Annotated in this window: 24 protein-coding genes, 1 tRNA gene and 1 pseudogene; 7 read left to right on the forward strand and 19 right to left on the reverse strand. The window is 64.9% G+C overall.

Features of this window, described 5'->3' with window-relative positions; genetic code table 11:
* Nucleotides 1-98 precede the first annotated feature (98 nt).
* Together Q9K01_RS14080 and Q9K01_RS14085 are read right to left on the reverse strand one after the other, a co-directional pair.
* Nucleotides 99-2,582 (reverse strand): strawberry notch family protein, encoded by a 2,484-nt coding sequence (locus Q9K01_RS14080; protein WP_305930761.1) that lies wholly within the window; start codon nt 2,580-2,582, stop codon nt 99-101.
* A gap of 75 nt (nt 2,583-2,657) precedes the next feature.
* Entirely contained in the window at nt 2,658-3,566 is a 909-nt protein-coding gene (locus tag Q9K01_RS14085) for a DUF7146 domain-containing protein (RefSeq protein WP_305930762.1), read from the reverse strand.
* A 138-nt stretch (nt 3,567-3,704) separates the two neighbouring features.
* Here Q9K01_RS14085 and Q9K01_RS14090 point away from each other — a divergent pair, with 138 nt between their 5' ends.
* The 3 genes from Q9K01_RS14090 to Q9K01_RS14100 all read left to right on the forward strand — a co-directional run bounded on the left by Q9K01_RS14090 (nt 3,705) and on the right by Q9K01_RS14100 (nt 5,090).
* A complete protein-coding gene (locus tag Q9K01_RS14090; RefSeq protein WP_067506378.1) occupies nt 3,705-4,289 on the forward strand; it encodes a lytic transglycosylase domain-containing protein in 585 nt (194 codons plus the stop codon).
* A gap of 64 nt (nt 4,290-4,353) precedes the next feature.
* A complete protein-coding gene (locus Q9K01_RS14095; protein WP_233997481.1) occupies nt 4,354-4,905 on the forward strand; it encodes a thermonuclease family protein in 552 nt (183 codons plus the stop codon).
* On the forward strand, nt 4,896-5,090 hold the full coding sequence (locus Q9K01_RS14100; protein WP_061921215.1) for a DUF6961 family protein: 195 nt from the start codon (nt 4,896-4,898) through the stop codon (nt 5,088-5,090). Before Q9K01_RS14095 ends, Q9K01_RS14100 begins: the two co-directional genes overlap by 10 nt.
* A 136-nt stretch (nt 5,091-5,226) precedes the next feature.
* Here the strand turns inward: Q9K01_RS14100 and Q9K01_RS14105 are convergent, their stop codons facing one another.
* Entirely contained in the window at nt 5,227-6,450 is a 1,224-nt protein-coding gene (locus Q9K01_RS14105) for a tyrosine-type recombinase/integrase (protein WP_067506381.1), read from the reverse strand.
* Between the two features lie 165 nt (nt 6,451-6,615).
* Nucleotides 6,616-6,702, reverse strand: a tRNA-Leu gene (locus Q9K01_RS14110).
* A 198-nt stretch (nt 6,703-6,900) separates the two neighbouring features.
* Here Q9K01_RS14110 and Q9K01_RS14115 point away from each other — a divergent pair.
* Nucleotides 6,901-7,851: a complex I NDUFA9 subunit family protein gene (locus Q9K01_RS14115; protein WP_305930763.1), complete on the forward strand. Its 951-nt coding sequence runs from the start codon at nt 6,901-6,903 to the stop codon at nt 7,849-7,851.
* Between the two features lie 30 nt (nt 7,852-7,881).
* On the opposite strand, the gene Q9K01_RS14120 is transcribed toward Q9K01_RS14115, so the two are convergent.
* Nucleotides 7,882-8,352: an NfeD family protein gene (locus Q9K01_RS14120; protein WP_305930764.1), complete on the reverse strand. Its 471-nt coding sequence runs from the start codon at nt 8,350-8,352 to the stop codon at nt 7,882-7,884.
* A 7-nt stretch (nt 8,353-8,359) separates the two neighbouring features.
* On the reverse strand, nt 8,360-9,379 hold the full coding sequence (locus Q9K01_RS14125; RefSeq protein WP_305930765.1) for an SPFH domain-containing protein: 1,020 nt from the start codon (nt 9,377-9,379) through the stop codon (nt 8,360-8,362).
* A 152-nt stretch (nt 9,380-9,531) separates the two neighbouring features.
* On the opposite strand from Q9K01_RS14125, the gene Q9K01_RS14130 reads away from it, so the two are divergent.
* Entirely contained in the window at nt 9,532-11,703 is a 2,172-nt protein-coding gene (locus Q9K01_RS14130; RefSeq protein WP_305930766.1) for a PQQ-dependent dehydrogenase, methanol/ethanol family, read from the forward strand.
* Nucleotides 11,704-11,738: 35 nt separating this feature from the next.
* On the opposite strand, the gene Q9K01_RS14135 is transcribed toward Q9K01_RS14130, so the two are convergent.
* The 5 genes from Q9K01_RS14135 to Q9K01_RS14155 form a co-directional block, all read right to left on the reverse strand.
* Nucleotides 11,739-12,635 carry a dienelactone hydrolase family protein gene (locus tag Q9K01_RS14135; RefSeq protein ID WP_305930767.1) on the reverse strand — a complete coding sequence of 299 codons (897 nt, stop codon included), beginning with the start codon at nt 12,633-12,635 and terminating at the stop codon, nt 11,739-11,741.
* A 29-nt stretch (nt 12,636-12,664) separates the two neighbouring features.
* Nucleotides 12,665-13,681, reverse strand: coding sequence for an NAD(P)H-dependent flavin oxidoreductase (locus Q9K01_RS14140; protein WP_305930768.1), 1,017 nt, complete (start codon nt 13,679-13,681; stop codon nt 12,665-12,667).
* 48 nt (nt 13,682-13,729) lie between these two features.
* Nucleotides 13,730-14,881 (reverse strand): DUF3089 domain-containing protein, encoded by a 1,152-nt coding sequence (locus Q9K01_RS14145; protein WP_305930769.1) that lies wholly within the window; start codon nt 14,879-14,881, stop codon nt 13,730-13,732.
* Nucleotides 14,882-14,945: 64 nt separating this feature from the next.
* Nucleotides 14,946-16,118: a formate-dependent phosphoribosylglycinamide formyltransferase gene (purT, locus tag Q9K01_RS14150; RefSeq protein ID WP_305930770.1), complete on the reverse strand. Its 1,173-nt coding sequence runs from the start codon at nt 16,116-16,118 to the stop codon at nt 14,946-14,948.
* Between the two features lie 10 nt (nt 16,119-16,128).
* The gene (locus Q9K01_RS14155) at nt 16,129-17,409 is read right to left on the reverse strand and encodes an aspartate kinase (RefSeq protein WP_422785326.1); all 1,281 of its coding nucleotides are present in this window, start codon (nt 17,407-17,409) and stop codon (nt 16,129-16,131) included.
* Between the two features lie 50 nt (nt 17,410-17,459).
* Between Q9K01_RS14155 and ubiG the strand changes: the two genes are divergently transcribed.
* The gene (gene ubiG / locus Q9K01_RS14160) at nt 17,460-18,221 is read left to right on the forward strand and encodes a bifunctional 2-polyprenyl-6-hydroxyphenol methylase/3-demethylubiquinol 3-O-methyltransferase UbiG (RefSeq protein WP_305930771.1); all 762 of its coding nucleotides are present in this window, start codon (nt 17,460-17,462) and stop codon (nt 18,219-18,221) included.
* Here the strand turns inward: ubiG and Q9K01_RS14165 are convergent.
* The 4 genes and pseudogenes from Q9K01_RS14165 to Q9K01_RS14180 form a co-directional block, all read right to left on the reverse strand.
* Nucleotides 18,199-19,313: pseudogene (locus tag Q9K01_RS14165) on the reverse strand (glycerophosphodiester phosphodiesterase). The gene ubiG and the pseudogene Q9K01_RS14165 sit on opposite strands and share 23 nt — an antisense overlap.
* Nucleotides 19,295-19,654, reverse strand: coding sequence for an arsenate reductase (locus tag Q9K01_RS14170; RefSeq protein ID WP_305930772.1), 360 nt, complete (start codon nt 19,652-19,654; stop codon nt 19,295-19,297). Before Q9K01_RS14170 ends, Q9K01_RS14165 begins: the two are co-directional and overlap by 19 nt.
* A gap of 646 nt (nt 19,655-20,300) precedes the next feature.
* Complete coding sequence (ruvC, locus tag Q9K01_RS14175; protein WP_305930773.1) at nt 20,301-20,774, reverse strand: crossover junction endodeoxyribonuclease RuvC; 474 nt, start codon at nt 20,772-20,774, stop codon at nt 20,301-20,303.
* Between the two features lie 180 nt (nt 20,775-20,954).
* The gene (locus Q9K01_RS14180) at nt 20,955-21,701 is read right to left on the reverse strand and encodes a YebC/PmpR family DNA-binding transcriptional regulator (RefSeq protein ID WP_305930774.1); all 747 of its coding nucleotides are present in this window, start codon (nt 21,699-21,701) and stop codon (nt 20,955-20,957) included.
* A gap of 49 nt (nt 21,702-21,750) precedes the next feature.
* Between Q9K01_RS14180 and Q9K01_RS14185 the strand changes: the two genes are divergently transcribed.
* Nucleotides 21,751-22,509: a CPBP family glutamic-type intramembrane protease gene (locus Q9K01_RS14185; protein WP_305930775.1), complete on the forward strand. Its 759-nt coding sequence runs from the start codon at nt 21,751-21,753 to the stop codon at nt 22,507-22,509.
* Here the strand turns inward: Q9K01_RS14185 and Q9K01_RS14190 are convergent, their stop codons facing one another.
* The 4 genes from Q9K01_RS14190 to Q9K01_RS14205 all read right to left on the reverse strand — a co-directional run bounded on the left by Q9K01_RS14190 (nt 22,510) and on the right by Q9K01_RS14205 (nt 24,578).
* Nucleotides 22,510-22,827 carry a heavy metal-binding domain-containing protein gene (locus tag Q9K01_RS14190; RefSeq protein WP_305930865.1) on the reverse strand — a complete coding sequence of 106 codons (318 nt, stop codon included), beginning with the start codon at nt 22,825-22,827 and terminating at the stop codon, nt 22,510-22,512. It lies immediately after the preceding gene.
* Nucleotides 22,828-22,955: 128 nt separating this feature from the next.
* Entirely contained in the window at nt 22,956-23,837 is an 882-nt protein-coding gene (locus tag Q9K01_RS14195) for an SDR family oxidoreductase (RefSeq protein ID WP_422785327.1), read from the reverse strand.
* A gap of 114 nt (nt 23,838-23,951) precedes the next feature.
* A complete protein-coding gene (locus tag Q9K01_RS14200; RefSeq protein WP_305930776.1) occupies nt 23,952-24,188 on the reverse strand; it encodes a DUF2312 domain-containing protein in 237 nt (78 codons plus the stop codon).
* A 78-nt stretch (nt 24,189-24,266) separates the two neighbouring features.
* The gene (locus Q9K01_RS14205; RefSeq protein WP_305930777.1) at nt 24,267-24,578 is read right to left on the reverse strand and encodes a DUF1244 domain-containing protein; all 312 of its coding nucleotides are present in this window, start codon (nt 24,576-24,578) and stop codon (nt 24,267-24,269) included.
* Nucleotides 24,579-24,619: the final 41 nt, after the last annotated feature.

Genomic DNA, 24,619 nt, shown 5'->3' on the forward strand with positions numbered 1-24,619 from the left:
AGTAAAATCATGACGAACCGACGCAATCCCGCGCCTCCGACTGCGACGCTCGACATAAACTGCGACTGCAAAGAATATGTCTAATGTTGAGCTCAGCATTAGACGTTTTCACGCGGGGAAAGGTCGATATCGAGCGCTTCGCGCTCTTCCACGGTAAGGTCGGCAAGGCGTCGGTCGAGCATGGCCTCGGCGGTCGAGACCAGCTGCACGACAACCGAATGCTCTTCGCCAAGCGCTACTTCCATCGCGGGGATCAGGCTCGGCAATTTCATCGAGAGCAGGAGCTGGGCAAAGAAGCGCTGCTTGGTGCCTTCGAAGATCGACAGCGCCGCAGCCTTGGCATTGCGATTGAGCGTATCGCCGCTGTCCTCGTCGACCACGCGGGTTGCTTCGAGCGCAGCTTCGAGGTTGCGGTGAATGATCGCCCAGGCATCAGCATAGGCATCGTAGGCTCGGACCTGCGCTTCGGTCAGGCTGTGTTCGAGGATTTCGTACTCGACCCCTGCAAAGGACAGCGCACGGGCAAGGTAGAGTCCTTGGGCCTTGAGGTCGCGGGCGACGAGCTCCATCGCCGCGACGCCGCCAGCGCGGATCTCGGTCATGAACGCCTCGTGGGTCGGGAATGCGGTCTCGGGTCCCCACAGACCAAGCCGGGAGGTGTAGCCGAGGTTGGCGATATCCGAGGCGCCGGTGGCCGAAGCATAAAGCACGCGGGCGCGCGGGAGATGGTTCTGCAGCCTGAGGCCCGCCATCCCTTGTTCGGAGCCCTTGACCTTGCCGCGGGTTGAAGAGCCCCCGAGCGCATTAGCCATCGCATGGGCTTCGTCGAAAGCGATCACGCCGTCGAAATCCTCGCCCGCCCAGGCAAGGATCTGGTCGAGCCGCGTATCCTCGGCGCGGCCCGAGCGCAGCGTCGGATAGGTGACGAAGAGAATACCTTCGGACATCGTTACGGGCTGGCCGAGTTTCCAGCGCGAGAGCGGCTGGAGATCGAGCGACAGCCCGCCAAGCGCTTCCCAGTCGCGGCGTGCATCTTCGAGCAGCGCCTCGTTCTTGGTGATCCAGACATGTCGGCGCTCGCCTGCGAGCCAGCGATCCATGATGACCGCGGCGATCTGCCGTCCTTTGCCCGCTCCGGTTCCGTCGCCGAGGAAGAAGCCTTGGCGGTAGGAGTGTCCGTCCTCGGAGAGTTCCAGCGAGGTGCCTTCCTGGCTCACCTTGAACTGACCCGGAAGATCGCGCGCAAATGCCTGGGTAGCATAGACCAGTGTCTCGCATTGCGCTTCGGACAGCAGGCCATCGGCCTGCCAACATGCGGGAATGCGCGGGCAAACATCGGCCTGCGGTGCCGCGACCGAACCCATGGCGACCGATTCCACGAGCGGGGTGGGATGGACCGGAGCATCTTCGAAGGCGATGCGGCTGGGCCGGTAAGGCAGGTAGATGCCTGCCTGTTCGGGCACAGGCGCGGGGTCGGCGAGGACCGAATAGGCAAGGTCGATCGCATTCGCCGTGGCTGCTGGTGTCGCGGCGAACGGCGCCACCGGCCGCACCGGCGCGCTTTGGGCCGAAGTCTTGCCAACGAGGCGCACTGGCTTGCCGAGCGGCAGGCGATGGATGTTGGCGGAGGTCTGTACGCGTGGCGGAAGCGCAGTGATAAGCTCGTGGAGCGAGATGAGGTCGGCAGTATCTCCGGTGATCGCAGGCGAGGACGCAATCGGCGTCTTGTCGAACACAACCAGGCGAACAGCGATCCCCGTCCCTGTCCGGCGAAACATCTGCTGCAGCCGAACATCGAGGAGCAGCGATGCTTCGTCCTGTTCCTTGGCGAAGGTGGAGGCGTCGAAGCCTTCAGGCATAATGGCGACGATCCTCGCCCGATTAGCAGCGGCCCGGATTGCACCGCGTAGGTGACGCATAGCGGTCTCACCGTCCTTGCCGCGTTCCAGGCTGTGAGCGAACGGCGGGTTCATCAGCACGGCAGACGGAACAGGGCCGCGAAGCAAGTCGGCGATCAGTTCCCCGTCATGCGCAGCGATGGTGGCCGTGGGGAAGACGTGGGCCAGACCGTCTCGTCTTGCCGGATCGATCTCGTTGAGGAGCAGCGAAGCGTTCTGGAGGCAACCCCAGAGAGCAAGGGCACCATTGCCTGCGGACGGTTCGAGGAGCGTGTCTTGCGCGCAGACAGCTGCGGCCTTCGCCATCAGCCAGGCCAGCATTGGCGGGGTCGAGAACTGCTGGAGCTCGACCTGTGCTTCGCTGCGAACGTGCCGCTGCGGCAAGGCTGCTTCGAGCCAGTCGAACCGCGCTTCGGCTTCGTGTACATTCGTCGCCAGATCGATCCGTGAGGACTCTCGAAGCCAGAGTAGTGCGCCGATCTCGACCGCGCTGTTGTAGTCGTCGATCTTCCAGGCGCTTCCCCAGTCCAGGACACCGGTCTCGTCGGCAAACAGCTCGGAAATGTCGGTACGGGTAAGATGACGTCCCGAAGCAAGAAGCGCGGCAACTCGGGTGCCAATGGCATAGGCCAATGGCATTGACGGCAACTGCTCGCCGGCGGGAAACAGGTCTGATTGAAACATGGCAATTCGTCCTCCTGATGGGGGCATCGGGACACGCCCTCTGCCGGATCAGGAATCTGAGAAGCCCTCTCTCCTCTACGGCGCCGCTTTGCGGCGCAGCCATGCTGTCAGTTCATCGTTCCAGTCGGTGCCGCGTGAGGATGGTTTGCGGACCTGGATCGTCCGCCCATCGCGGGCATAAGCGGCCAGGCCACGCGATGCGGCCAGCTCGCCGCCAGCATCGTGATCGACGAAGAGATGAAGCTCGGTCACGCTCTCGGGCACGCTGACGAGGCCGAAGCGCTCATTGCCCAGGGTCGCCCAGACGGGGATGCCGGTAAGAGCGTAGGCCGACATCGCACTCTCGATACCCTCGGCGAGGCCGAGCTTGCCGGAGGCCGGAGCGAAAAGGCGGACAGCAGCCTCACCGAGCGCGCCAAGCGCGCGCTTCGGCTTGTCGAAGCCAGCCTTGGCATTGCCCGAAAGGAACGTGCGATGGATGGCGATCGGGCCCTCGTCGAGGCTGACTGCCGCGATCATGGCGGGCAGAAAGCGGGTCCGTCCTTTCGGGCCAAGCGGCGTTCGTGGATGGAAGCGGAGCGCCGGAGATGCGGCGAGGATGCCGCGGCTTCCAAGGTAAGCCTTTGCAGGACTGGCTCGCAAAGCTTGCGCTTCGCGCCAGATCCTCAGCGCTGCCGCCGAGGGTTTGCGCATTCTGGTCGGCTCGGGACCGTCCGTAGTCGCAGAGCCTGAAAAGAGCGAGCTTGCGTCGAAACCTTCACGCGCCAAAGCAGCCAGCACGCTCTGCTGATCGCATCCCGCGAAACAGTGGAAGAGGATGGCCCTTTGGCCGAGCGTCACACCGAGGGACGGCGTGCGGTCATCATGCGCAGGGCAGCAGGCCATGCCCTTAGTACCGGACCATTTGCCCCCTCGCGATTCGCAGATACGGCGGGCGGTCTCGGCAAGCGACCGGTCGGGATGAGTTTGGACAGACAGGGACATGCGAGCTCCTCAGCATGCAAAGTGGCCCTCTCATCAGCGCTCCTCTCCTCTCCCAAACGCAGGCGTTCGCCGCTTTCCTACAGGCATATGTTCTATCTATGTTCTCTTGCGATTCGAATCAATGGAGCACCACTCGAGATGACCTTCCTCAATCGTCTGGCTGCGATAACGGTCGCCTGTCTGGGGATTATCGCGACCTCCTCACAGCAGGTCCGCGCCCAGGATTTCACCTTGTTCGAGCACGCGATCGTTCCGCCGAAGACGGACCAGCAGCCGGCAAGGGAATATCTTCCTGCAATCTACCAGGCCGAGCCAGCAAACGTATCCTACCGGGAAGGCTTGTATATGGCGGCGATAGCCGAGGCTGAACGTCGTTACGGGCTTCCGACCAACCTGCTTCGTGCTCTTATCTGGGCTGAGTCCCGCTTCAATCCGATGGCTGTGAGTCCAGCCGGTGCTGCCGGGCTGGCTCAGCTTATGCCGGCCACGGCGCGAGAACTGGGCGTCCGGAACCGTCATGACCCTCTTGCTTCGATCGACGGTGGCGCCCGGTACCTTCGCGATATGTTGGACCGGTTCGACGCAGTCCACCTGGCCTTGGCTGCTTACAATGCTGGCCCAGGTGCCGTCTCCCGATCACGCGGCATCCCCAACAATGGTGAAACGCCGCAATATGTCCGGTCTGTGTTGGGACGTTGGCAAGCAATTGGTACGTACAATTGACGAAACTACCTGATTTCCGGCTATTGTCTGAAATCATGTGCCGGAATGAAGACGGACAACGCCAGTGAATGAGACCCCCGGTGAGCCGTTCGACTTTCGCAAGGCGTTGAAGGCACAGAAGCGCCGGAAGCTGAGAAAGGAGATCGCGTTGGGTTTGGGAGCATTCGCGATCGTTTTTGCTGGAGGGATGCTGGCACTCAACTGGCCAGTCCATGATGCCAGCCTTGCTAACGACGATCAGCAGCCTCAGGCTTTATTCCAGCAAGCAAGCTCCCCACAATTCGACATCTGCGGATCCATCCGGCGCACATGCGTCGTGGATGGAGATACTTTCTGGCTTGATGGCGTGAAGATCCGGATTGCCGACATCGACACTCCCGAGATCAGCGAGCCTCGTTGCGACTATGAATACCAGCTCGGCATGCGCGCGACGCACCGCCTTGTCGAATTGCTCAATGACGGGCCCTTTGAACTGACGACTATCGGGAGCAGAGATGAGGATCAGTACGGTCGCAAATTGCGGGTTGTAACGCGCGGCGGCCGCTCGCTTGGCGATCAGCTGGTCAGCGAAGGGCTGGCGCGGACCTGGACCGGGAGACGTGAGCCATGGTGCTGAACCGCGATCAGGAATTGTGGGCCGTCGCACTCTGGGTCGAAAAGAACCATGGCGAAGAGGGAACCGCTTATATCGCGCAGCAAATCCAGCGGCTATCCAACGAAGGGGACGAGGCAGGCATAGCAACGTGGAAGACTGTTGCTGAACGCTTCGATCAACTTAGCTGCCAAAGCTCTACGAACTGAGGCTCGGCACGATGCGGAATTGGCTTCGAATCTGGGGCATCAGAATTGAGTTCGCCGTGCTGGCGTCAGTGTCCCTGATAGGGCTGATCCTGAGCCTTCAATCCTGCATTGGCTGAGAAGAAATTCGATCTCCCGATCAACCCTTCGCAAACTTCCCCATGATGACCTTTCCTCCTGTCCGCAGCTCATCGAGGTAGTCGCTCCACCATTGAGCCATTCGCACGCGCTCGTCCCAATGTTTGCCGCGATGGTAGATGCCACGCACAACATTACTGTCGCCATGTGCCAGGGCACGCTCGATCGCATCGGGATTCCAAAGGCCCGACTCGTTCAGGAATGTCGATGCTGTCGCACGGAGTCCGTGAGCGGTGACTTCTTCTTTCGAGTATCCCATGCGACGGAATGCGGCATTGAGCGTGTTTTCACTCATGGGACGCTTGGAGCTGCGCGCAGACGGGAAGACATATCCTTCGCGGCCGAGCATCTCGGCCAGATCAGTGAGATAGCCTCTAACCTGCTTGGAAAGCGGGACGGCATGCGCTCGGCGCGCTTTCATTTTACCGGCAGGGATCTTCCAGACCCCATCGACGAGGTCGATCTCATGCCATTCGGCGTGCCGGAGTTCGCCGGGGCGTACGAACACATGCGGCGCTATCTGCAAGGCTAACTTCGTCACCATGTAGCCAGTGAAGTCGTCGATTGCGCGGAGCAACCCGCCTAGCTCGGTGGGCTCGAGAATTGCTGCATAATGCTTGGCTCGCGGCGTTACGAGTGCACCCTTCAGCATACTGGTCGGATCGGATTTGCAACGGGTCGTTGCGACACCATAGCGAAACACGCGGCCTGCGAACGAGCGGCATTTCTTCGCAGTCTCGTGCTTACCAGTAGCTTCCAGTCGTTTCAGAGGAGCCAGGACTTCGAACGGCTCGATCTCGTTGATGGGTCGGTTCCCGATGGCAGGCGCAAGCTTGTCGAGGAAATAATTGGCCTTGACGATCGTGCCATCGGCACGGCCATTCTGGACCATCATCTGTTCAATATACTCACGTGCGACTGCCTCGAACGTCTGTGCAGAAAGGAACTCGGCGCGGATTTTCCGCTTGCGCTTCTCAAAGGCCGGGTCGCCCCCTGAAGCAACAGCTCGTCGTGCCTCGTAGGCTTCGTCTCGCGCTTGCTTGAGACTGATGTCGGGATAGCTGCCGATGCAGAGCTTCTTTTGCGCGCCGCCGATCCGGTATCGGAATCGCCAAAGTTTGCCGCCGGTCGGCGTGACCTCAACATATAGGCCGCGCTCATCGGTGACCTTGTACGGCTTATCCTTGGGCTTGAGTGCGCGGAGGCGAGTATCTGTCAGCGGCATGTGGGGGCCTTTTCATCTGGGCCTTTGCGAAACGGCCTCAAAAGGCCCACAAAAGTGTCTGGAACCCCCGAGAACAGGCGGGACGATCCGGAACGATCCAAGGGCCAAATCCCTAGGATTTCTGCGGGTTTTATAGATTATTTGGGAGAACGTGAGAAGAACAAATGGTGCCCAGAAGAGGACTCGAACCTCCACGACCTTTCGATCGCCAGCACCTGAAGCTGGTGCGTCTACCAATTCCGCCATCTGGGCACGTTTGCAGCAATCCGGTCGTCTTGGTCCGGTGCCGTCGGTAGGCGCGGGCCACTAGCGAAGGCGGGGGACCCTTGTCAATCGACTTCGCGCCGCCTCCCTCTGTTCCCGCCACTCGCCGACCCGCGGTGCGGAATGCTTGCGAGCGCGGCGTGCTTGCGGCTAGAGGCGAGCGGGTCAATCCAACGAAGGACGAGCATGGCGAGCAAGAGCGCGTTGAACGGTAAACTCGTGGTGCTGATGGGCGGGAGCGGCTTCATCGGCAATTACGTCGCGCAGGCGCTGCTCGCGCGCGGCGCGCGGCTGCGGATCGCCAGCCGCCATCCCGAGCGCGCGTTCAATCTCAAGCCGCTCGCCAATCTGGGCCAGATCCAGTTCGCGCGCTGCGACGTGACCGACCGCCGCAGCGTCGATGCCGTCATCGCCGGCGCCGATGCGGTGGCCAATCTGGTCGGCAGCTTCTCGGGCGATCTCAAGCAGATCATGGGCGACAGCGCGGGCTGGATGGCCGAGGCCGCCGCCCGGACCGGCGCGACCGCCTTCGTCCATGTCAGCGCGATCGCCGAGCAACCCGCCGATGGCCCCGAGAACCACTATGCCGCAGCCAAGAAGCTTGGCGAGCAACGCGTGCGCGAGTCCTTCCCGCAGGCGACGATCCTGCGGCCCTCGATCCTGTTCGGCAAGGACGATGCCTTTCTGTCGATGTTCGCCGGGATGATCCGCTTTGCGCCGGTGCTGCCGGTGTTCGGCCCCGATGCCCAGCTGCAGCTCGTCTATGTCGACGATGTCGCGGAAGCGGTCGCGGTGGCGCTGGAGGAACCCGGCAAGCAGGGCGGCCGTATCTTCGAGCTGGGCGGGCCCGAGCGACTGACGATGCTGGAGATCAACCGCCGGATCGCGGCCGCGCAGCGGCGCAAGCGCACCTTCCTTCCCATGCCCGATGCGGTTTCGGGCACCTTCGCCGCGCTGCCGGGCACGCCGATGGGCAAGGACCAGTGGCAATTGCTCAAGCAGGGCAGCGTGGTCTCGGGCGAACATCCCGGATTCGCGGAGCTGGGGATCGAGCCCAAGCCGCTCAATCTGTTTCTCGACAAATGGATGGTGCGCTACCGACGGCAGGGACGCTTTTCGGACCGCGCCCTGCCCTGAGTAAGGGCTCGGAGCAAATCCCGCACCGCGTCAGGCCTCGCCTGCGGGGTCCCCCTTGGCAATCAGCGCGACCGGTTCGACCAGCAGTTCCGAACCGTCGTTCCCGGTGATCCGCACCCGCTCGCCGATGGCGGCGTCGGGACCGCGCGCGATCCACTCGCTGTCGCCGACCTTGACCCGTCCGCTGCCCGACACCAGCGCCTGCGTGACCAGCGCGGTCTGGCCGACCATCCGCCCACCGCGATTGTTGAGCAGCGGATCCGAGCTGACGATCGGCCGGTCGCGCAGCATCCGCCGCGCGGAAAAGGCGAAGATCAGCGACAGGAAGATGAAGCTGGTGACCTGCACTGCGAGCGAGGGCAGCGCCACCAGGGCAATCACCCCGGTCGCCAGCGCCGCCATCGCCAGCCACATCAGATAGACCCCGGGCACCACCATCTCGAGCCCGGCCAGGATCAACCCGGCGGCGAACCAGAGCCAATGGGCTTCGATCCCGTCCACTTGCCCCTCAGCCCCGCGCAGGATCGTTGGAGGAAGGAACGCTCGCGCGCCGGACCGGCTGCGGGCGCTGCGTGCGCGGTTCGGGTATCGGCGTTCCGGTATCGCCCGAGCCCCGACTCTCGCCGAAACTGCCGCGCACCAGTTCGCCGATGCCGCCCAGCGAGCCGATCAGCTGGGTCGCCTCGACCGGGAACAGGATGGTCTTGGCGTTGGGGCTGTCGGCGAACTTGCCCACCGCCTTGGTGTATTCCTGCGCGACGAAATAATTGATCGCCTGACTGCCCGATTCCGCGATGGCGTTGGAGACCAGCTCGGTGGCCTTGGCTTCGGCCTCGGCGGCACGCTCGCGCGCTTCTGCGTCGCGGAAGGCGGCCTCGCGCTTGCCCTCGGCCTTGAGGATCGCCGACTGCTTGTCGCCTTCGGCGCGCAGGATGTTCGATGCACGGTCGCCCTCGGCCTCGAGGATCTCGGCGCGCTTAAGGCGTTCGGCCTTCATCTGCCGCGCCATGGCTTCTGAAATGTCGAGCGGCGGGCGGATGTCCTTGATCTCGACGCGGGTGATCTTGACCCCCCAGGGCGAGGTCGCGTGATCGACCACCGAGAGCAGCCGCGCGTTGATCTCGTCGCGCTTGGACAGCGTCTCGTCGAGATCCATGCTGCCCATCACCGTGCGCAGATTGGTCGTGGTGAGCGCCATGATCGCCTGGTAGAGGTTGGAGACTTCGTAGGCGGCCTTGCCCGCGTCGAGCACCTGGAAGAAGACCACCGCATCGACCCCGACCATGGCGTTGTCGGCGGTGATGATCTCCTGCCCGGGAATGTCGAGCACCTGTTCCATCACGTTGATCTTGCGCCCGACACGATCGATCAGCGGGATTATGAGGTGGAGGCCGGGCTCGGCCGCGATGGTGTATTTGCCGAGCCTCTCGATGGTGTAGACGTAGCCCTGTTTGACGACCGTGACCGCCATCACCAGGAAGATGAACAGCACCAGCACCGCCAGCGCCATGAAAATCAGACCACCCATCGCACTCGCTCTCCCGTTTGGGAGATCAGCCTACCCCATGGTGCGCCGCTCGCACAATTGAAAAGCTGACCGGTCTGAATGGACATCTGCCGCACGGCGCGGCAGGATGCCTGCCGAGGCGACCGGATACCGGCGCCCGGGGAGAGGGTGACATGCGAAACTGGGGATACGCCGTATTGGCGACGATCGCGCTGGCGGGCTGCAGCGAGATGGCAGCGCAGGAAAACGCCGGCGACATCGATGCGATCAGCCTCGTCAACGCCGACGCCGACTGGGCCAACTGGATCACCCACGGACGCACCTATTCCGAACAGCGCTTCTCGCCGCTCGAGCAGATAAACCGCGACAATGTGGGCGAGCTCAGCCTCGCCTGGTTCGCCGATATGGACACCGCGCGCGGACAGGAAGCCACCCCGCTGGTGATGGATGGCAAGCTCTACGTCACCACCGCCTGGAGCAAGGTGAAGGCCTACGACGCGGCAACCGGCGAGCCCTTGTGGGAATACGACCCGCAGGTCCCCGGCGAGACGGCCGTCAAGGCCTGCTGCGACGTCGTCAACCGCGGGCTCGCGGCCTGGGGCGACAGCCTGTTCCTGGGCACGCTCGACGGGCGGCTGGTGGCGCTCGACCGCGACACCGGAGCGGTCGAGTGGGAGAAACTCACGGTCGACCAGGGGCAATCCTACACCATCACCGGCGCGCCGCGGGTGATCGACGGCAAGGTGCTGATCGGCAATGGCGGCGCCGAATTCGGCGTGCGCGGCTATATCGCCGCCTATGATGCGGCCGATGGCGAGGAGCTGTGGCGCTTCTACACCGTGCCCGAAGGCAATGAGGACGAGGACGAAGCGGCGCCCGAATATCTCAAAGCCGCCGCCGAGACCTGGAGCGGCGACGTGCTAGGCGGCGAGAACGGTATCGGCGGCGGCGGGACGGTGTGGGATTCGATGGCCTACGACCCCGAACTCGACCTGCTCTATATCGGGGTCGGCAACGGCAGCCCCTGGAACCGCGCCTATCGCAGCCCCGGCGCCGACGGACGCGGCGAGGGCGACAATCTCTATCTCTCCAGCATCGTCGCGATCCGGCCCGACACCGGCGAATACGTCTGGCACTACCAGACCACGCCCGGCGAGACCTGGGACTATACCGCCACCCAGCATATCGTCCTCGCCGACATCGCGATCGACGGGCGCGAGCGGAAGGTGCTGATGCAGGCGCCCAAGAACGGGTTCTTCTACGTGCTCGACCGCGCGAGTGGCGAATTCATCTCCGCCAAGGCCTATATCCCGCAGAACTGGGCCGAGGGGATCGATGCCCAGGGGCGCCCGATCCAGAAGCGCGAGGCGCGGATCGATATTACGGGCAAGCCGGCGATGGTGATGCCCGGCCCGCTGGGCGGGCACAATTGGCACCCGATGGCCTTCCACCCTGACGAAGGGCTGGTCTATATCCCCGCTTTCGAGGCGGCGACGATCTACGCGCCCGAAGCGAATTGGAAGCCCGACCGCGCACGCGGATTCAACGTCGGCTTCGATCTTGGCGCGGGCGATCTGCCGCCCGATCTCGGCATCCGCCGCGAGGTCTATGGCACGGTCAAGGGCAAGCTGCTGGCCTGGGATCCGGTCCGGCAGGAAGCGCGCTGGGAGGTGGAATTCCCCGGCCCCTGGAACGGCGGGCTGCTGGCGACCGGCGGCGGTCTGGTGTTCCAGGGCAATTCCTCGAGCGAGTTCAGCGCCTACGACGCCGCCGATGGCAGCAAGCTATGGAGCTTCCCGGCGCAGACCGGGATCGTGGCTCCGCCGATCACCTATACGGTCGCCGGCGAGCAATATGTCGCGGTGCTGGCCGGCTGGGGCGGCGCCTATGCCATCTCCGCCGATGGCGGGCTGGTGAACGATCAGGGGCCGGTGCAGAACATCAGCCGGCTGCTGGTGTTCAAGCTGGGCGCGGATGGCGCGCTGCCGCCGATGCCCGAGCTCGCGCAACTGCCACTCGATCCGCCGCCCAGCCGCGCCAGCGCCGCCACCATCGCCGAAGGCGGCAAGCATTACGCGCGCTATTGCGCGGTATGCCACGCGCCCGCCGCGGTGGGATCGACCGTGCTGCCCGATCTGCGGCGCAGCGGCACGCTGTCGAACAAGGACGCCTTCCTCGCTGTGGTCCACGACGGGGTGCTGACGCAGAACGGGATGGCCAGCTTCGCGGCATCGCTCTCGAAAGAAGAGATCGACGCGATCCGCGCCTATATCGTCTTTCGCGCCAATCAGGACCGGCAGATGGAGGCGGAGGCGACTGAGCGCCGGACGGTAGCGGTGCGCTAGCTCGGACCCTTCGGCCACGCGCGCAATCGCCGGCGTCAGCTTAGCTCGGCAGTATAGAGCTCCATCAGCTCCATCCAGGCGCGTTCCGCCGCCGCGCGGTCGTAGGCAGGCGAGTCGGGCACGGTCCAGCCGTGGTCGGCAGGATAGACCTCGATCTCGGCGCGCACATCCGCAGCCTCGGCCGCCCGGCGCAGCACGGTCTTGACCTCGGGGTCCTTGGCGTCGTCGTTCTGCGCGATCGCGATCAGATAGGCGGTGTCGCGGGTCTGCTCGAACAGATTGTGCGGGCTCAGCGAATTCCCCTCGTCGACCAGCCCGCCGCCGTGGAAGCTCGCCGCCGCCTCGACCCGCGAAGGCACCGCCGCGGCGGTCCAGACGGTGAAGGGGCCGCCCATGCAATAGCCCTGCGTGCCCACCCCGCGCGCGGTGTCGACGCTCGCCTGCCGGTCCAGCCAACCCACCAGCGCGCGCGCATCGCGCATGATCGGTTCGGCGGTGAGCTTGCCGCGCCACGGCCCGACCTTGTCGAACCCGCCGCCGGCGCGGAAAGCGGCGAAATCCTCGAACTGCTCGCCCACGACGTCGCGGTAATAGGGATTGACCACCAGCACGGAATAGCCGCGCTCGGCCAGCCGCCGCGCCATCATCCGAAAGGCATCGCGCAGGCCCGCGATGTCGGGCCACAGCAGCACCGCTGGGTGGCGGCCGCTCGCTGGGTGAACGAAGAAGGCGTCCGCCTGGCCATCGGGGGTGGCGATCGTGACCGAGCTTTCGGCCAGGCTGGGACCGCGCACGGCCTCGCCTAGTGCAGCACCGGCGCCGCCATCCATCCCGGTGCAGGCGGCCAGTGCCGCGGAGCCGCTCAGCGCGGCGAATTGCCGCCGGTTGAAACGCGGCAAGTCCCGCCCGTCGAATTCACCGTCCCTGCACATCGTCTCTCTCCTTGCTCGCTTTTCGAGGTCTACCGCCTCCCCAGCGCACCCTCGCTCTGCTCCATCAGCTTAGCGATGATTGCGGCCACCGGCTCTTCTTCCTTGAGCATCCCGACCGACTGGCCCGCCATCAGGCTGCCGTTCTCGACATCGCCGTCGATCACCGCGCGGCGCAGCGCGCCCGCCCAGTAATGCTCGATCTGCAATTGCGCCTCGGCCATCGCGATCTCCTCGCGATCGAGCGTGCCGGCGACCTCGCGCTGCTTGTCGGTGAAGGCCTCGGTGCCCTTGTTCTTGAGCGCACGCACCGGGATCACCGGCAGGCGCGGATCGACCTGCACGCTGGCGACCGCATCTCGGGCATTGGCGCGGAAGAAAGCCTTTTTGAAATTCTCGTGGGCGATGCTCTCGGTGGCGCAGGCGAAGCGGGTGCCCAGCTGGACCCCGGCGGCACCCATTTCGAGATAGCCCGCGATCGCCTGGCCGCGCCCGATCCCGCCGGCGACGAAGACCACATGGTCTTCCGCCAGTTCGGGAAGCATTTCCTGCGCCAGCACGCTGGTCGAAACCGGGCCGATATGGCCGCCCGCCTCCATGCCCTCGATCACCAGCGCATCACCGCCGGAGCGCAGCAGCTTCTTCGCCAGCGCCAGCGTGGGCGCGAAGACCACGACCTTGGCGGGATTCCTGCCGCCCTTGATCGCCTCGACGCTGCCCTTGGGCGGGATCCCGCCCGCGAGCACGATATGGCCCACCGCGTGGCGTTCGCACACCGCGATCAGTTCGAACAGATCGGGGTGCATGGTGATGAGGTTGACGCCGAAGGGCTTGTCGGTGCGCTTCCTGGTTTCGGCGATTTCGGTGTCGAGCAATTCGGGGGTCATCGCGCCGCAGGCGATCACGCCGAAGCCGCCAGCGTTAGAGATGGCAGAAACCAGATTACGCTCGGACACCCAGCTCATCGCGCCGCACATGATGGCGTATTCGGTGCCGAGAAATTCCGCGCCGCGCTGCATCAACCGGCTGGTCTTGGGATAATCGTTCATGCTGCGCGCACTACGGGCGCACGCGGCGGGGGGCAAGTGCGTGCCGGATCAGCGCGCCGCTGCCCAGCTTGCGTGTTGCCGCCGGGTCAGCTCCACCAGGTCGCCCATCACCACCGGCATGTCGAGCAGGTGCAGTCCCCAGTCGTCGAGCCGCCTCTCGCCCGCGTAGACGTCGCCGGTGATGTCGTCGACGCGCCGGTCGGTCGCATCGCCGCGGACTGTCACCGCAAGATAATTGGCGCCGCCGCGATCCTCGCAGCGCGCCTCGATCATCCCCGGCACCGAGACGAAATTGGTCGTCGGCAGCGGTTCGCCCACGACCCACTCGGTCATCGGCTTGCTCGAGGTGCCGACCCCGCCGGTCGAGAAGATCGCGTCGGCCTGCGCGCCCTTGCCGAGCAGCGCGGCGGGGTTGACGCAGAGTGTATGCATCCCTGCATTCTGCGTGCGCCCGAACCGGCTGCCCGGGGGCGGCGGTACATCGTCGCGAAAGGTGACGTAGGTGACCACGCAGCCGTGCTGGTCGGCGCTCGTGCAGGCGGGCATCCAGGCGAAGTCTCCCGCGGCAGGATCGCTCGCCGAGCGCTCGACATTCGTGCCGATGAGCAGCGCCGAAACCACCTTGGCGCGCTCCTCGGCCGAGGTCATCGTCTCGAGCAACTGGCTGAGCATCCCGCTGCCCTGGCTGTGCCCGATCAGCACCACCCCGCGCCCGTCGTTGTCATTGGCGAGATAGCTCTTCCACGCAGCCTGCACGTCGCCGAAAGCAAGCGCGCGATCGGGAACCGGATCGGTGCCGCCCGCCATCAGGCTCCGCAAGGCGGTCAGCGTGATCTGGCGGTAAAGCGGCGCGAACACCCGGCAATGCTTGCGGAATCGCGCCGCCTGCGCATGCGCCACGCGCAGTTCCTCGGCATTGGCGCTCATGTCGCTGTTGCCGCCCGGATCGTTCGAGACGGTCGGGTAGACATAGAAACAATCGAACGGACGGTCCGCATCCGGCACCAGCGCTTCGGCGCGCATCGCGCCCTTGGCGTCCACCACCGTGATCGACTGGTCGCTGGCGCAGGCATCGATCCGCTCCGGCTTGCACAACCACGCGGCATCCTGCGAATAATCGGGGGCGCTGGTCTCATCGGCCGAGGCCGGCGCAGCCGTGAAAACCAGCAACGCGGCGGCCATCCATGCGAATCTCATCATACCTCTCCTCCTGCCGATTCGAGGATGCGGTATGCTGCGGCGACAGTAAAGCGCAATCCTCGCTTCAGGCGCCGTAGACGATCCGCACCCTGTCCGCCGCCTCGCGCGCGGCGCGGCGCGCGGCCTCGATATCCGCCCCGGTGGCCAGCGCGACGCCCATCCGGCGATAGGGCCGCGCCTCGGGCTTGCCGAAGATGCGGATATCGGCGCCCTCGGCCATCGCGTCGGCCAGCCCTTCGTAGCGCAAGCTTGCGCTGTCGCGATCGGCGAGGATCACCGCCGAGGCCGCCGGGCGGGCGCGGATCGGCGCGCGGACCGGATCGGGTACTGGCAGCCCCATCACCGCGCGGGCGTGGAGATCGAATTCGGAAAGGTTCTGGCTCAGCAGCGTGACCATGCCCGTGTCGTGCGGGCGCGGCGAGAGTTCGGAGAAGATCACCTCCTCGCCTCGAACGAAGAATTCCACGCCGTAGAGTCCGTAGCCGCCCAGATCCTCGACCACGATGCGCGCCATTGCCTGCGCGCGGGCGATCGCTGCATCCGCCATGGCGGCGGGTTGCCAGCTCTCGCGATAATCGCCGCGCTCCTGCCGGTGACCGATCGGCGGACAGAAACTCACGCCCGCCCGGTGGCGCACGGTCAGCAGGGTGATCTCGTAATCGAAATCGACGAATTGCTCGACGATCACGCGGGCCCGGTCGCCGCGCATGTTGGCGACCGCATAGTCCCACGCCGCCTCGAGCCCGTCCGCATCCTGCACGGTGGTCTGACCCTTGCCCGAGGAAGACATCACCGGCTTGATCACGCACGGGAAGCCCGTGTGCTCCGTGGCGGCGCACACCTGCTCCAGATTGATGGCGTAGCGATAAAGCGAGGTGGTAAGCCCCAGTTCCTGAGCCGCGAGATCGCGGATCGCGTCGCGGTTCATCGTCAGCTGCGTCGCCCGCGCCGAGGGGACCACGGTGAAACCCTCAGCCTCGAGTTCGGCGAGCACCTCGGTGCGGATCGCTTCGACCTCCGGGACGATGTAATCCGGGCTATGCCGCTCCACCGCTGCGCGCAGTTTCGCGCCGTCGAGCATCGAGAACACCTCGCGCGCATCGGCCATCTGCATCGCGGGCGCGTGGTCGTAGGCGTCGCAGGCGATCACATAGGCGCCCAGCCGCTTGGCCGAGATCACGAATTCGCGCCCCAGCTCGCCCGAGCCGAGCAGCAGGATTGTCGCGGTGTGGCTCATCGGGCGTGCCTCAAGCCGCCTCGTCCGCGGCATCCAGCCCGTAGGCCGTGTGCAGCACCCGCACCGCCAGTTCGGTCTCGTCCTCGTCGATCATCACGCTGACCTTGATCTCGCTGGTGGTGATCGCCTGGATGTTGATCCCGCGATCGGCGAGCGAGCGGAACATCGTCGCGGCGACGCCCGCATGGCTCTTCATACCCACGCCCACGACCGAGATCTTGGCGATCTTGCTGTCGGTGATGATGCGGTTGAAGCCGATCTCCTCGCGGCGATCCTCGAGCAGCGCCTGAGCCCGCGCGAGATCGGACTGGGGCACGGTGAAGGTGACGTCGGTCTCGCCCTTGTCGCGACCGACGTTCTGGATGATCATGTCGACATTGATGCTCGCCTTGGCGAGCGGGTCGAAGATATGCGCCACCGAGCCGGGCCTATCGGGCACGCGGGTGAGGATGATCTTGGCCTCGTTCTTGTCGTGCGCGATGCCGGTCACGTGCTGGCGTTCCATTTCGCCCTTCTCCACCAATGCGTTCATTTCCTCCTCGGAGACGATCATCGTCCCGGGGTAATCGTCGGCCGAGGCCGCATCGTCCTCGACGAAGCTGGAGAGCACCTGGACGCGGACCCCCTCCTTCATCGCCAGCCCGACCGAGCGGGTCTGGAGGACCTTGGCCCCGACGCTCGCCAGTTCGAGCATTTCCTCATAGGTCACCGCGCGCAGCTTGCGCGCCTTGGCGACGATCCGCGGATCGGTGGTGTAGACCCCGTCGACATCGGTGTAGATGTCGCAGCGATCGGCCTTGACCGCCGCCGCCACCGCCACCGCCGAAGTGTCCGAGCCGCCGCGCCCCAGCGTGGTGACGCGGTCGTCGTCGGATACCCCCTGGAAGCCCGGGATGACCGCGATCTCGCCGCGCTCCATCGCCGCGATCAGCCCCTCGCCGTCGATGCTGTCGACCCGCGCGCTGGCGTGGCCCTCGCTGGTGCGCAGCGGCAATTGCCAGCCCAGCCAGCTGCGCGCCGGGCAGCCGACGGACTGCAGCGTCAGCGCCAGCAGCCCGGCGGTCACCTGTTCGCCGCTGGCGACCACGACGTCGTATTCCGCCGCATCGTAGAGCGCGTTGGCCTCGCGGCAGAAATTGATCAGCCGGTCGGTTTCGCCCGCCATCGCCGAAACCACCACCGCGACCTGATTGCCGCCAGCCACCTGCTTGCGCACGATATTGGCGACCCGGCGGATGCGCTCGGTTCCCGCCATCGACGTGCCGCCGAATTTCATCACGATCCGTGCCAAGCGAGCACCTCTTGCTGGTAAGCCTCGATGGGCGCTGTTACGGTTCGCGCATGAGCGATGCAACAGCGCGGACGCGAAGCAATCCTATCGGCGCGGCAACCATCCGCCCGCAAGAGGCGGAGCATTTCGGCCGGTTGGCGGCCGATTGGTGGAACCCCGCGGGCAGTTCGGCGATGCTCCACCGGCTCAATCCGGTGCGGCTGCGCTTCATTCGCGAGGGGATCGACCTGCATTGGGGCGGCGATGTCCGCGACCGCCGCCCGCTGGCGGGCAAGGCTGCGCTCGATGTCGGCTGCGGCGCGGGGCTGCTGTGCGAACCGCTGGCCCGGCTTGGCGCCAGCGTGACCGGGGTCGATGCGGCGCCCGAAAACGTCCGCGCCGCTGCCCTCCACACCGAGGGTTCGGGGCTCGACATTCGCTATCTGGCGGGCGAGCTGGCAAGCCTCGATCTGGGCCGGTTCGATCTCGTCACCTGTCTCGAGGTACTCGAGCATGTCGCCGACAAGCCCGGTTTCATTGCCGAGCTCGCCGCGATGCTGGCGCCCGGCGGGCTGCTGGTCCTCTCCACCCCCAACCGCACTGCGCAATCGCGGCTGCTGCTGGTCGAGGGCGCCGAACGGCTCGGCGTGGTTCCGCGCGGGACGCATCACTGGGACGATTTCGTCACCCCCGACGAACTCGAACCGCTGCTGCGCGCCGCGGGCCTCGAAGTGGTGACGACCAGCGGGATCGGCTACCGCCCCGACAAGGGGCTGCATTTGTCGGGCGACAAGGCGCTCAACTACATCCTCACCGCGCGTCACCCGGCGTAGCGCAGCCGGGCTGTACACCGCCGCCGCGCCAGTCGAGCGCACGCGCCGGATCGTCCGCGAAGACCCCGTCCACTCCCGCCGTTTCGAGCAGTGCGAACAGGCTGGCATCGCAGCCCACCGCGCCCTCGCCGCCGCCCGAGCGCATGGGCGGTGGGAGAAAGACGTTCTCCTTGCGCAGCGTCCAGGCGTGGACCTCCAGACCCGCCGCCGTGGCATCGGCGACCACCGGGGTCGCTCGACCATCGGCTTCGAGCAGCAGCGGAATCGCCGCGCCGATGCCGTCGGCATAGGTGCGATCTCGGCCAGACCGGCGGGGGAGAGCATCTCGGCATAGCTCAGCGAGGGTACGTCCGCCGGTCCGCCTTCGGGCGCGACCAGCTGGATCAACCGGAAATCGGTCCGCTGCGCCAGCCGCCGGAGCGGCGCGACCTCGAAGCTCTGGACGAACACCGGCGCATCGGCGCCCGCATAGCCCGCCTCGCGCAGCGCGAGCACCAGCAGGTCGACCGTGTCGATGCCTTCGCTCTGGAGCAGGAAATTGGGATGTTTGAGTTCGGGATATATCCCGATGCTGCGGCCGGTCTCGGCCTCCTTGGCGCGCACCAGCCGGACGATCTCGGCGAAGGTCGGGATCTGGTAGAGCCCATCGTAAAGCGTATTGCCCGGCCGCACCGAGGGCAGCCGCTCGATAGTTCGCAGCGTGCGCAGTTCGGCCAGCGTGAAATCCTCGGCGAACCAGCCCGAGACCATCTGCCCGTCGATCTCCTTGCTGCGGCGACGCTCGTCGAATTCCTCGCGCGAGGCGACATCGGTGGTGTCGGACAATTCGTTCTCGTGCCGCGCGACCAGCACAAGGTCGCTGGTGGCGACCAGATCGGGCTCGATGTAATCGGCGCCCGCATCGATCGCACGCTCATAGGCGGCAAGCGTGTGCTCGGGCCGCTCGCCGCTCGCGCCGCGATGCGCGATGACGAGCATATCGCCCCCACCCGACAGAGCGCCCGCGGGTTGCGCAGCCAGCGGCGGCGCCACCAGCGCGGCAAGCGCGGCGCCAGCGGCGGCCACAGCGGCGATCAGAGTGCGGCGTCCCATTCATCCTCCTTGAACCCGACCAGCAGGCCGCCTGCATGTTCGACCCCATGCTCGACCACCGGACGCTTGATCATGCTCGGCTGGCTGTGCAGCAATGTGACGGCCTTGGCCGCGTCGATATCGGTCTTGTCGGCCTCGTCGAGCTTGCGGAATGTGGTCCCGCGCCGGTTGAGCACCGTATCGACCCCTTCCGCCTCGATCCAGCGCGCGAGCCGCTCGGGATCGACACCCTCCTTCCTGAAGTCGTGAAAGACATAGTCGAGCCCGCGCGCATCGAGATATTTGCGCGCCTTCTTGACCGTGTCGCAATTGGGAATCCCGTATACGGATAGCTTAGCCATTCATTTTCCTGCTCTCTTTCGGAGTCGAGCGCTCCGGCGCAGGCGGCTTTACCGTGCCCACGCTGAATGTCAGCTTTTCGCGTCAGCGCAACGAAAGCCGCCTGTCAGCAAACGACCCAGTAATAGACATCGGTATTTCTAAAGTGCTTTCATGGATTCCGAGATGCATGACCGGACCGCTCCGTAGAAAGAGACGGATTTTTCGTCTCCTTCAATCTTCCAAATTAAGTCTTCGCTAGTGAAGCAAGAAATCTTCATAACTAGGTCGTCCAAATTCTCAACCCAAGAGTCTCCATTCGGGATGTATTCTCCGGACCTGTCTCTGAAGTCTAACTTCCATCCACCCGGCATTTCCTTATAAAATGAGATAAATGTCGGTGGATCCGTCATGTTGGATTGAGCGATGAATGTTGACGTTGCCATCAGATGATGAGCTTTCCCGTTTTGTAACATCGGTTTGGCAGGAGTCAGGCTGTAGGACAACTTCCGCTATCCACCCAGTTTCGGACGTTGCGCGTTCCGGCAGCGGAGCCCGAAAGCTGCCGTTCAACCACCTGCGAATTCCTGACCTGCTTTTCCGCGCACAACTCTTTCCGGTTGGTCGCAAGTGGGAATGCCGTAGAGATGGATGGTCATGCGTGCTCCGTCAGCGCGCTCCCGTCAGATGCGCGTCGGCGATCGCCACCGCCAGCGCGTCGGCCGCATCGGTGCCCGTGATCGCCGCGCCTGGCAGCAGGATCTTGAGCATCGCCTGAACCTGCGATTTCTCCGCCGCGCCGGTGCCGACCACCGCCTTCTTAACCAGCCGCGCGGCGTGTTCGTTCACCGCCAGCCCCGCCGCTCCGCAGGCCGCCAGCACGCAGCCGCGCGCCTGCGCCAGCTTGAGCGTGGACTGCGGGTTCTTGTTGACGAACACCTCCTCGGCTGCGGCACGGTCGGGAGAATGCGCAGCGATCACTTCGGCGACCTCGCGATAGAGCTGGGCCAGCCGCTCGGCCATCAACGCTTTGGGATCGGTCTTCACCTGGCCGTTGGCGAGATGCACCAGCCGCGAGCCCTCGGTGCGGATCACGCCCCAGCCGGTGCACGAAAGCGAGGGGTCGAGGCCGAGTATGATCATGCTCGCCCCTCGATGGCTTCGTCATGCTGAACTCGTTTCAGCATCCCTCTCGCGGAATTGCACCGCAAGCGCAGGTGGTTAAATGGACCCTGGAAGCGAAGCTGTGCTTGCACAAACGAGTTCAGGGTGACCATTTTCGGGGGGCTCAGCATGGTCGGCAACGATCGCTCACCCCATGCGTCACCCCTCGAGCTTCTCCATCACCTCGTCCGAGATGTCGTAATTGCCCCACACGGTCTGGACGTCGTCGTCGTCGTCGAGCGCATCGATCAGCTTGAGCAGCGTGCCCGCGCTGTTCTCGTCCATATCGACGGTGAGATTGGGTTTCCAGGCGAGCTTGACCGTCTCGGCCTCGCCCAGCGCCTGCTCGAGATCGGTCGCGACCTGGTGCAGATCGTCCGCCGCGGTCCAGATTTCATGCCCGTCCTCGGTCGAGGCGATGTCCTCCGCGCCCGCTTCCATCGCGGCTTCGAGGACCTTTTCCTCGCTTCCGGCATCGACCGGATAGACGATGTAGCCGAGCCGTTCGAAGCCGTGCTGCACGCTGCCCTCGGTGCCCAGATTGCCGCCATGCTTGCTGAAGGCGGTCCGGACCGAGGTCGCGGTGCGGTTGCGGTTGTCGGTCAGCGCCTCGACGATGATCGCGCTGCCGCCCGGCCCGTAACCCTCGTAGCGCACTTCCTCATAGCTTTCGGCATCGCCGCCGGTGGCCTTGTCGATCGCCCGCTGGATATTGTCCTTGGGCATGGACTGCGCCTTGGCCGCGTTGACCGCCAGCCGCAGCCGCGGGTTCATGTCGGGATCGGGGGCGCCCATCTTCGCCGCCACCGTGATTTCGCGGCTGAGCTTGGAAAACAGGTTGGACCGTTTCTTGTCCTGCGCACCCTTGCGGTGCATGATGTTCTTGAATTTGGAATGGCCTGCCATGGGTATCGCTTGATAGATGTGGGAGGGATCAGAAGGTCGCAATAGCCTCATGACAAGCGAGACGACAAGCCTTGGCGAGGCGATTTCCGCCCGCGAGGAATGGCGGCGCTTCGCCGCCTTTCTCCGACGACCCGCCCTGCCCGCCCGCGCGCGACCGCCGAGCGGCGCCAGCCTGCGCGCGGTGCTGCGGATGCTGGGGCTCGACCTCGCTGTCATGGCGGTGCTGATTACGCTCGCGACGATCGTCGTCGCCGTCGGGATCGAGCTGCCCGCGACCGCGCTCGAGAACATGGATATCTCTTGGCTTGTCGTCGCGCTGGTGGTGATTGCCGCGCCGCTGCTGGAGGAAATCGCCTTCCGCGGCTGGCTCTCGGGCCGCCCGGCTCACGTCTTCGGGCTGCTGGCGATCGTATCGGCGCTCGGTTCCCTGGTAACCCTGGTCGCGCTGAGCGAGGCGACCGGTGTTGGAGTTCTCTTCCCGGCGATGGCGCTCGTCGTGTTCTTCCTCGGCCTCGCTGCCGTGATCTTCTGGCAGTGGCGGTGCCGCCCCGCGATGGGCTGGTTCGCGCGGATTTTCCCGCTGTTCTACTGGCTGAGCACCGCGGGCTTCGCCTGCGTCCACCTGCTCAATTTCGACGAGGGCAGCCTCTATGTCCTGCTCCCGCTGGTGCTGCCGCAATTCGTGACCGGTTCGATCCTGGGCTATCTGCGGGTGCATTACGGATTGTGGGCGGCGATGCTGCTGCATGCGCTCCACAATGGCACGGCGATGGTGCTGGTGCTTGCCGGGACCTTTCTGGCCGGCTGATCAGATCTTCACGGCCGTCCCGCTGGCGCTGACCATCAGCATCGAGCCGGTGTCGCCGATCACCTCGTAATCCAAATCGACCCCCACGACCGCATTGCCGCCGCGGCTGCCGCATTCGGCCTGCAATTCCTGGATCGCCTTCTCGCGCGCGTCCGCAAGGATGCGTTCGTAGCTGCCCGAGCGCCCGCCGACGATGTCGCGGATGTTGGCGAACAGATCGCGGAACAGGTTCGCGCCGACGATCACCTCGCCGGTCACGATGCCGAGATATTCCTGGATCGGACTGCCCTCGATCGTCGGAGTGGTGGTGACGGTAATCCCGCGCGCATCTTTCCAGGGGCTAGCCATTATCGGATGTCCTTCGTCTTCTAGTGCCGGATCCGCCGACCCTCGCGAGGATCGGCGGGCACTGTATGGCTATGGCAAAGCAGGTGACCGATCAAGCATCAGCCGTTGACCACGATCCCGCCATTGGGGTGCAACACCTGGCCCGACATGTAGGAGGAATCCTCGCAGGCCAGGAACAGGAACGCGGGCGCGACCTCGTTGGGCTCGCCGGGGCGGCCCATCGGCGTGCCTTCGCCGAAATGCTCCATCTTCTCCTCGCTCGATCCGCCGAAGGGATTGAGCGGCGTCCAGATCGGCCCGGGCGCGACCGCGTTGACCCTGATCCCGTCATCGGCGAGATTCGCGCTCAGCGAGCGGGTGAAGGCGGTGATCGCCCCCTTGGTCGCGGAGTAATCGAGCAATTCGCTCGAGCCCTTGTACATCGTCACGCTGGTGCAATTGACGATCGTCGCCCCCTTTTTCAGATGCGGCCGGACCGCCTGCGCCAGATAGAACATCGAGAAGATGTTGGACTGGAAGGTGCGTTGCAATTGCTCTTCGGTGATGTCGGTGACGTCCTGATCGGGATGCTGCTCGCCAGCGATCTGGATCAGCGTGTCGATCCTGCCGAACTTCTCCAGCGTCTGGGCTACCAGCTCGTCCGCGTGGCTTTTCTGCCCCAGATCGCCTGCGAGCGAGAACACCTTCGCGCCCTCGGCCTCGCACAATTCGCGGGTCTTCTTCGCATCGTCGTGTTCGCACAGATAGGACATCGCGATACTGGCGCCCTCGCGCGCGAACAGCACCGCGGTCGCGCGGCCGATGCCGCTGTCGGCGCCGGTGACGATGGCGACCTTGCCCTTCATCCGCCCCGATCCGGGATAGCGGGGCTGCCATTGCGGCTTGCGGTCGAGTTCGGATTCATGACCCGGCATCTCGGGCTCTTCCGCGATCGGCGGGATGTAACTGGCGCCTTGGGTGCGTTCGAGTTCGTCGGACATGGTCGGATTTCCTTTGCAAAGAGAGTGCTTTGCTCAATCCAACCCCGCCGCAGGCCGCCGGGTTCCGCAGCAGGACACCGCCGCGGAACCGCTTATCGCATCAAAACCGGCGTATCAGGCCATCCCGAGCGCGTTCTTGTAGGTCTCCAGGATCGTCTCCTGTTCGGAGCGATCGTCGGGTTTCATCTTTCTGAGGCGAACCACCTGGCGCATGATCTTGGGATCGTAGCCGACCGCCTTGGATTCGGCATAGACGTCGCGGATATCGTCGGCGATGCCCTTCTTTTCCTCCTCGAGGCGTTCGATACGCTCGATCAGCAGGCGCAGGCGGTCGTCGGTGGCTTCAGCCATGGGGGTATGCTCCAATGAATGAGAATCGGTTGCCGGCCTGCTAGCCGACCGCGCCGGAACGGTGAAGGCGCAGGCGGGCTATTCCACGCGATTCTTCGCCACGCTCGCTTCCATCCGCCGCAATTGCTCGTCGCTGGCGGGCGTCTGGCGGGTGGCTTTCCAATCCTCCATCGCCATGCCGTGGATCAGCGCGCGCGCTTGCGCCTTGTCGCCCTCGTAGCCGGCATCGCGGATCCAGTCGGCGAGGCAATTGCGGCAGAAGCCCGACAGCCCCATCAGATCGATGTTCTGGGCGTCGTGGCGGTGGCGCAGATGGCGCACCAACCGGCGGAACGCCGCGGCGGCGACCTCGTCGGGCAGAGTGTCGAGCGGATCGGCAATTGTGGTCATGACGCGGCTTCATCCTTGAGTTGCAACAGAGGGCTGTCATA

The organism is Qipengyuania benthica (genome assembly GCF_030717865.1).
GTDB classification, from domain to species: Bacteria; Pseudomonadota; Alphaproteobacteria; order Sphingomonadales; family Sphingomonadaceae; genus Qipengyuania; species Qipengyuania benthica.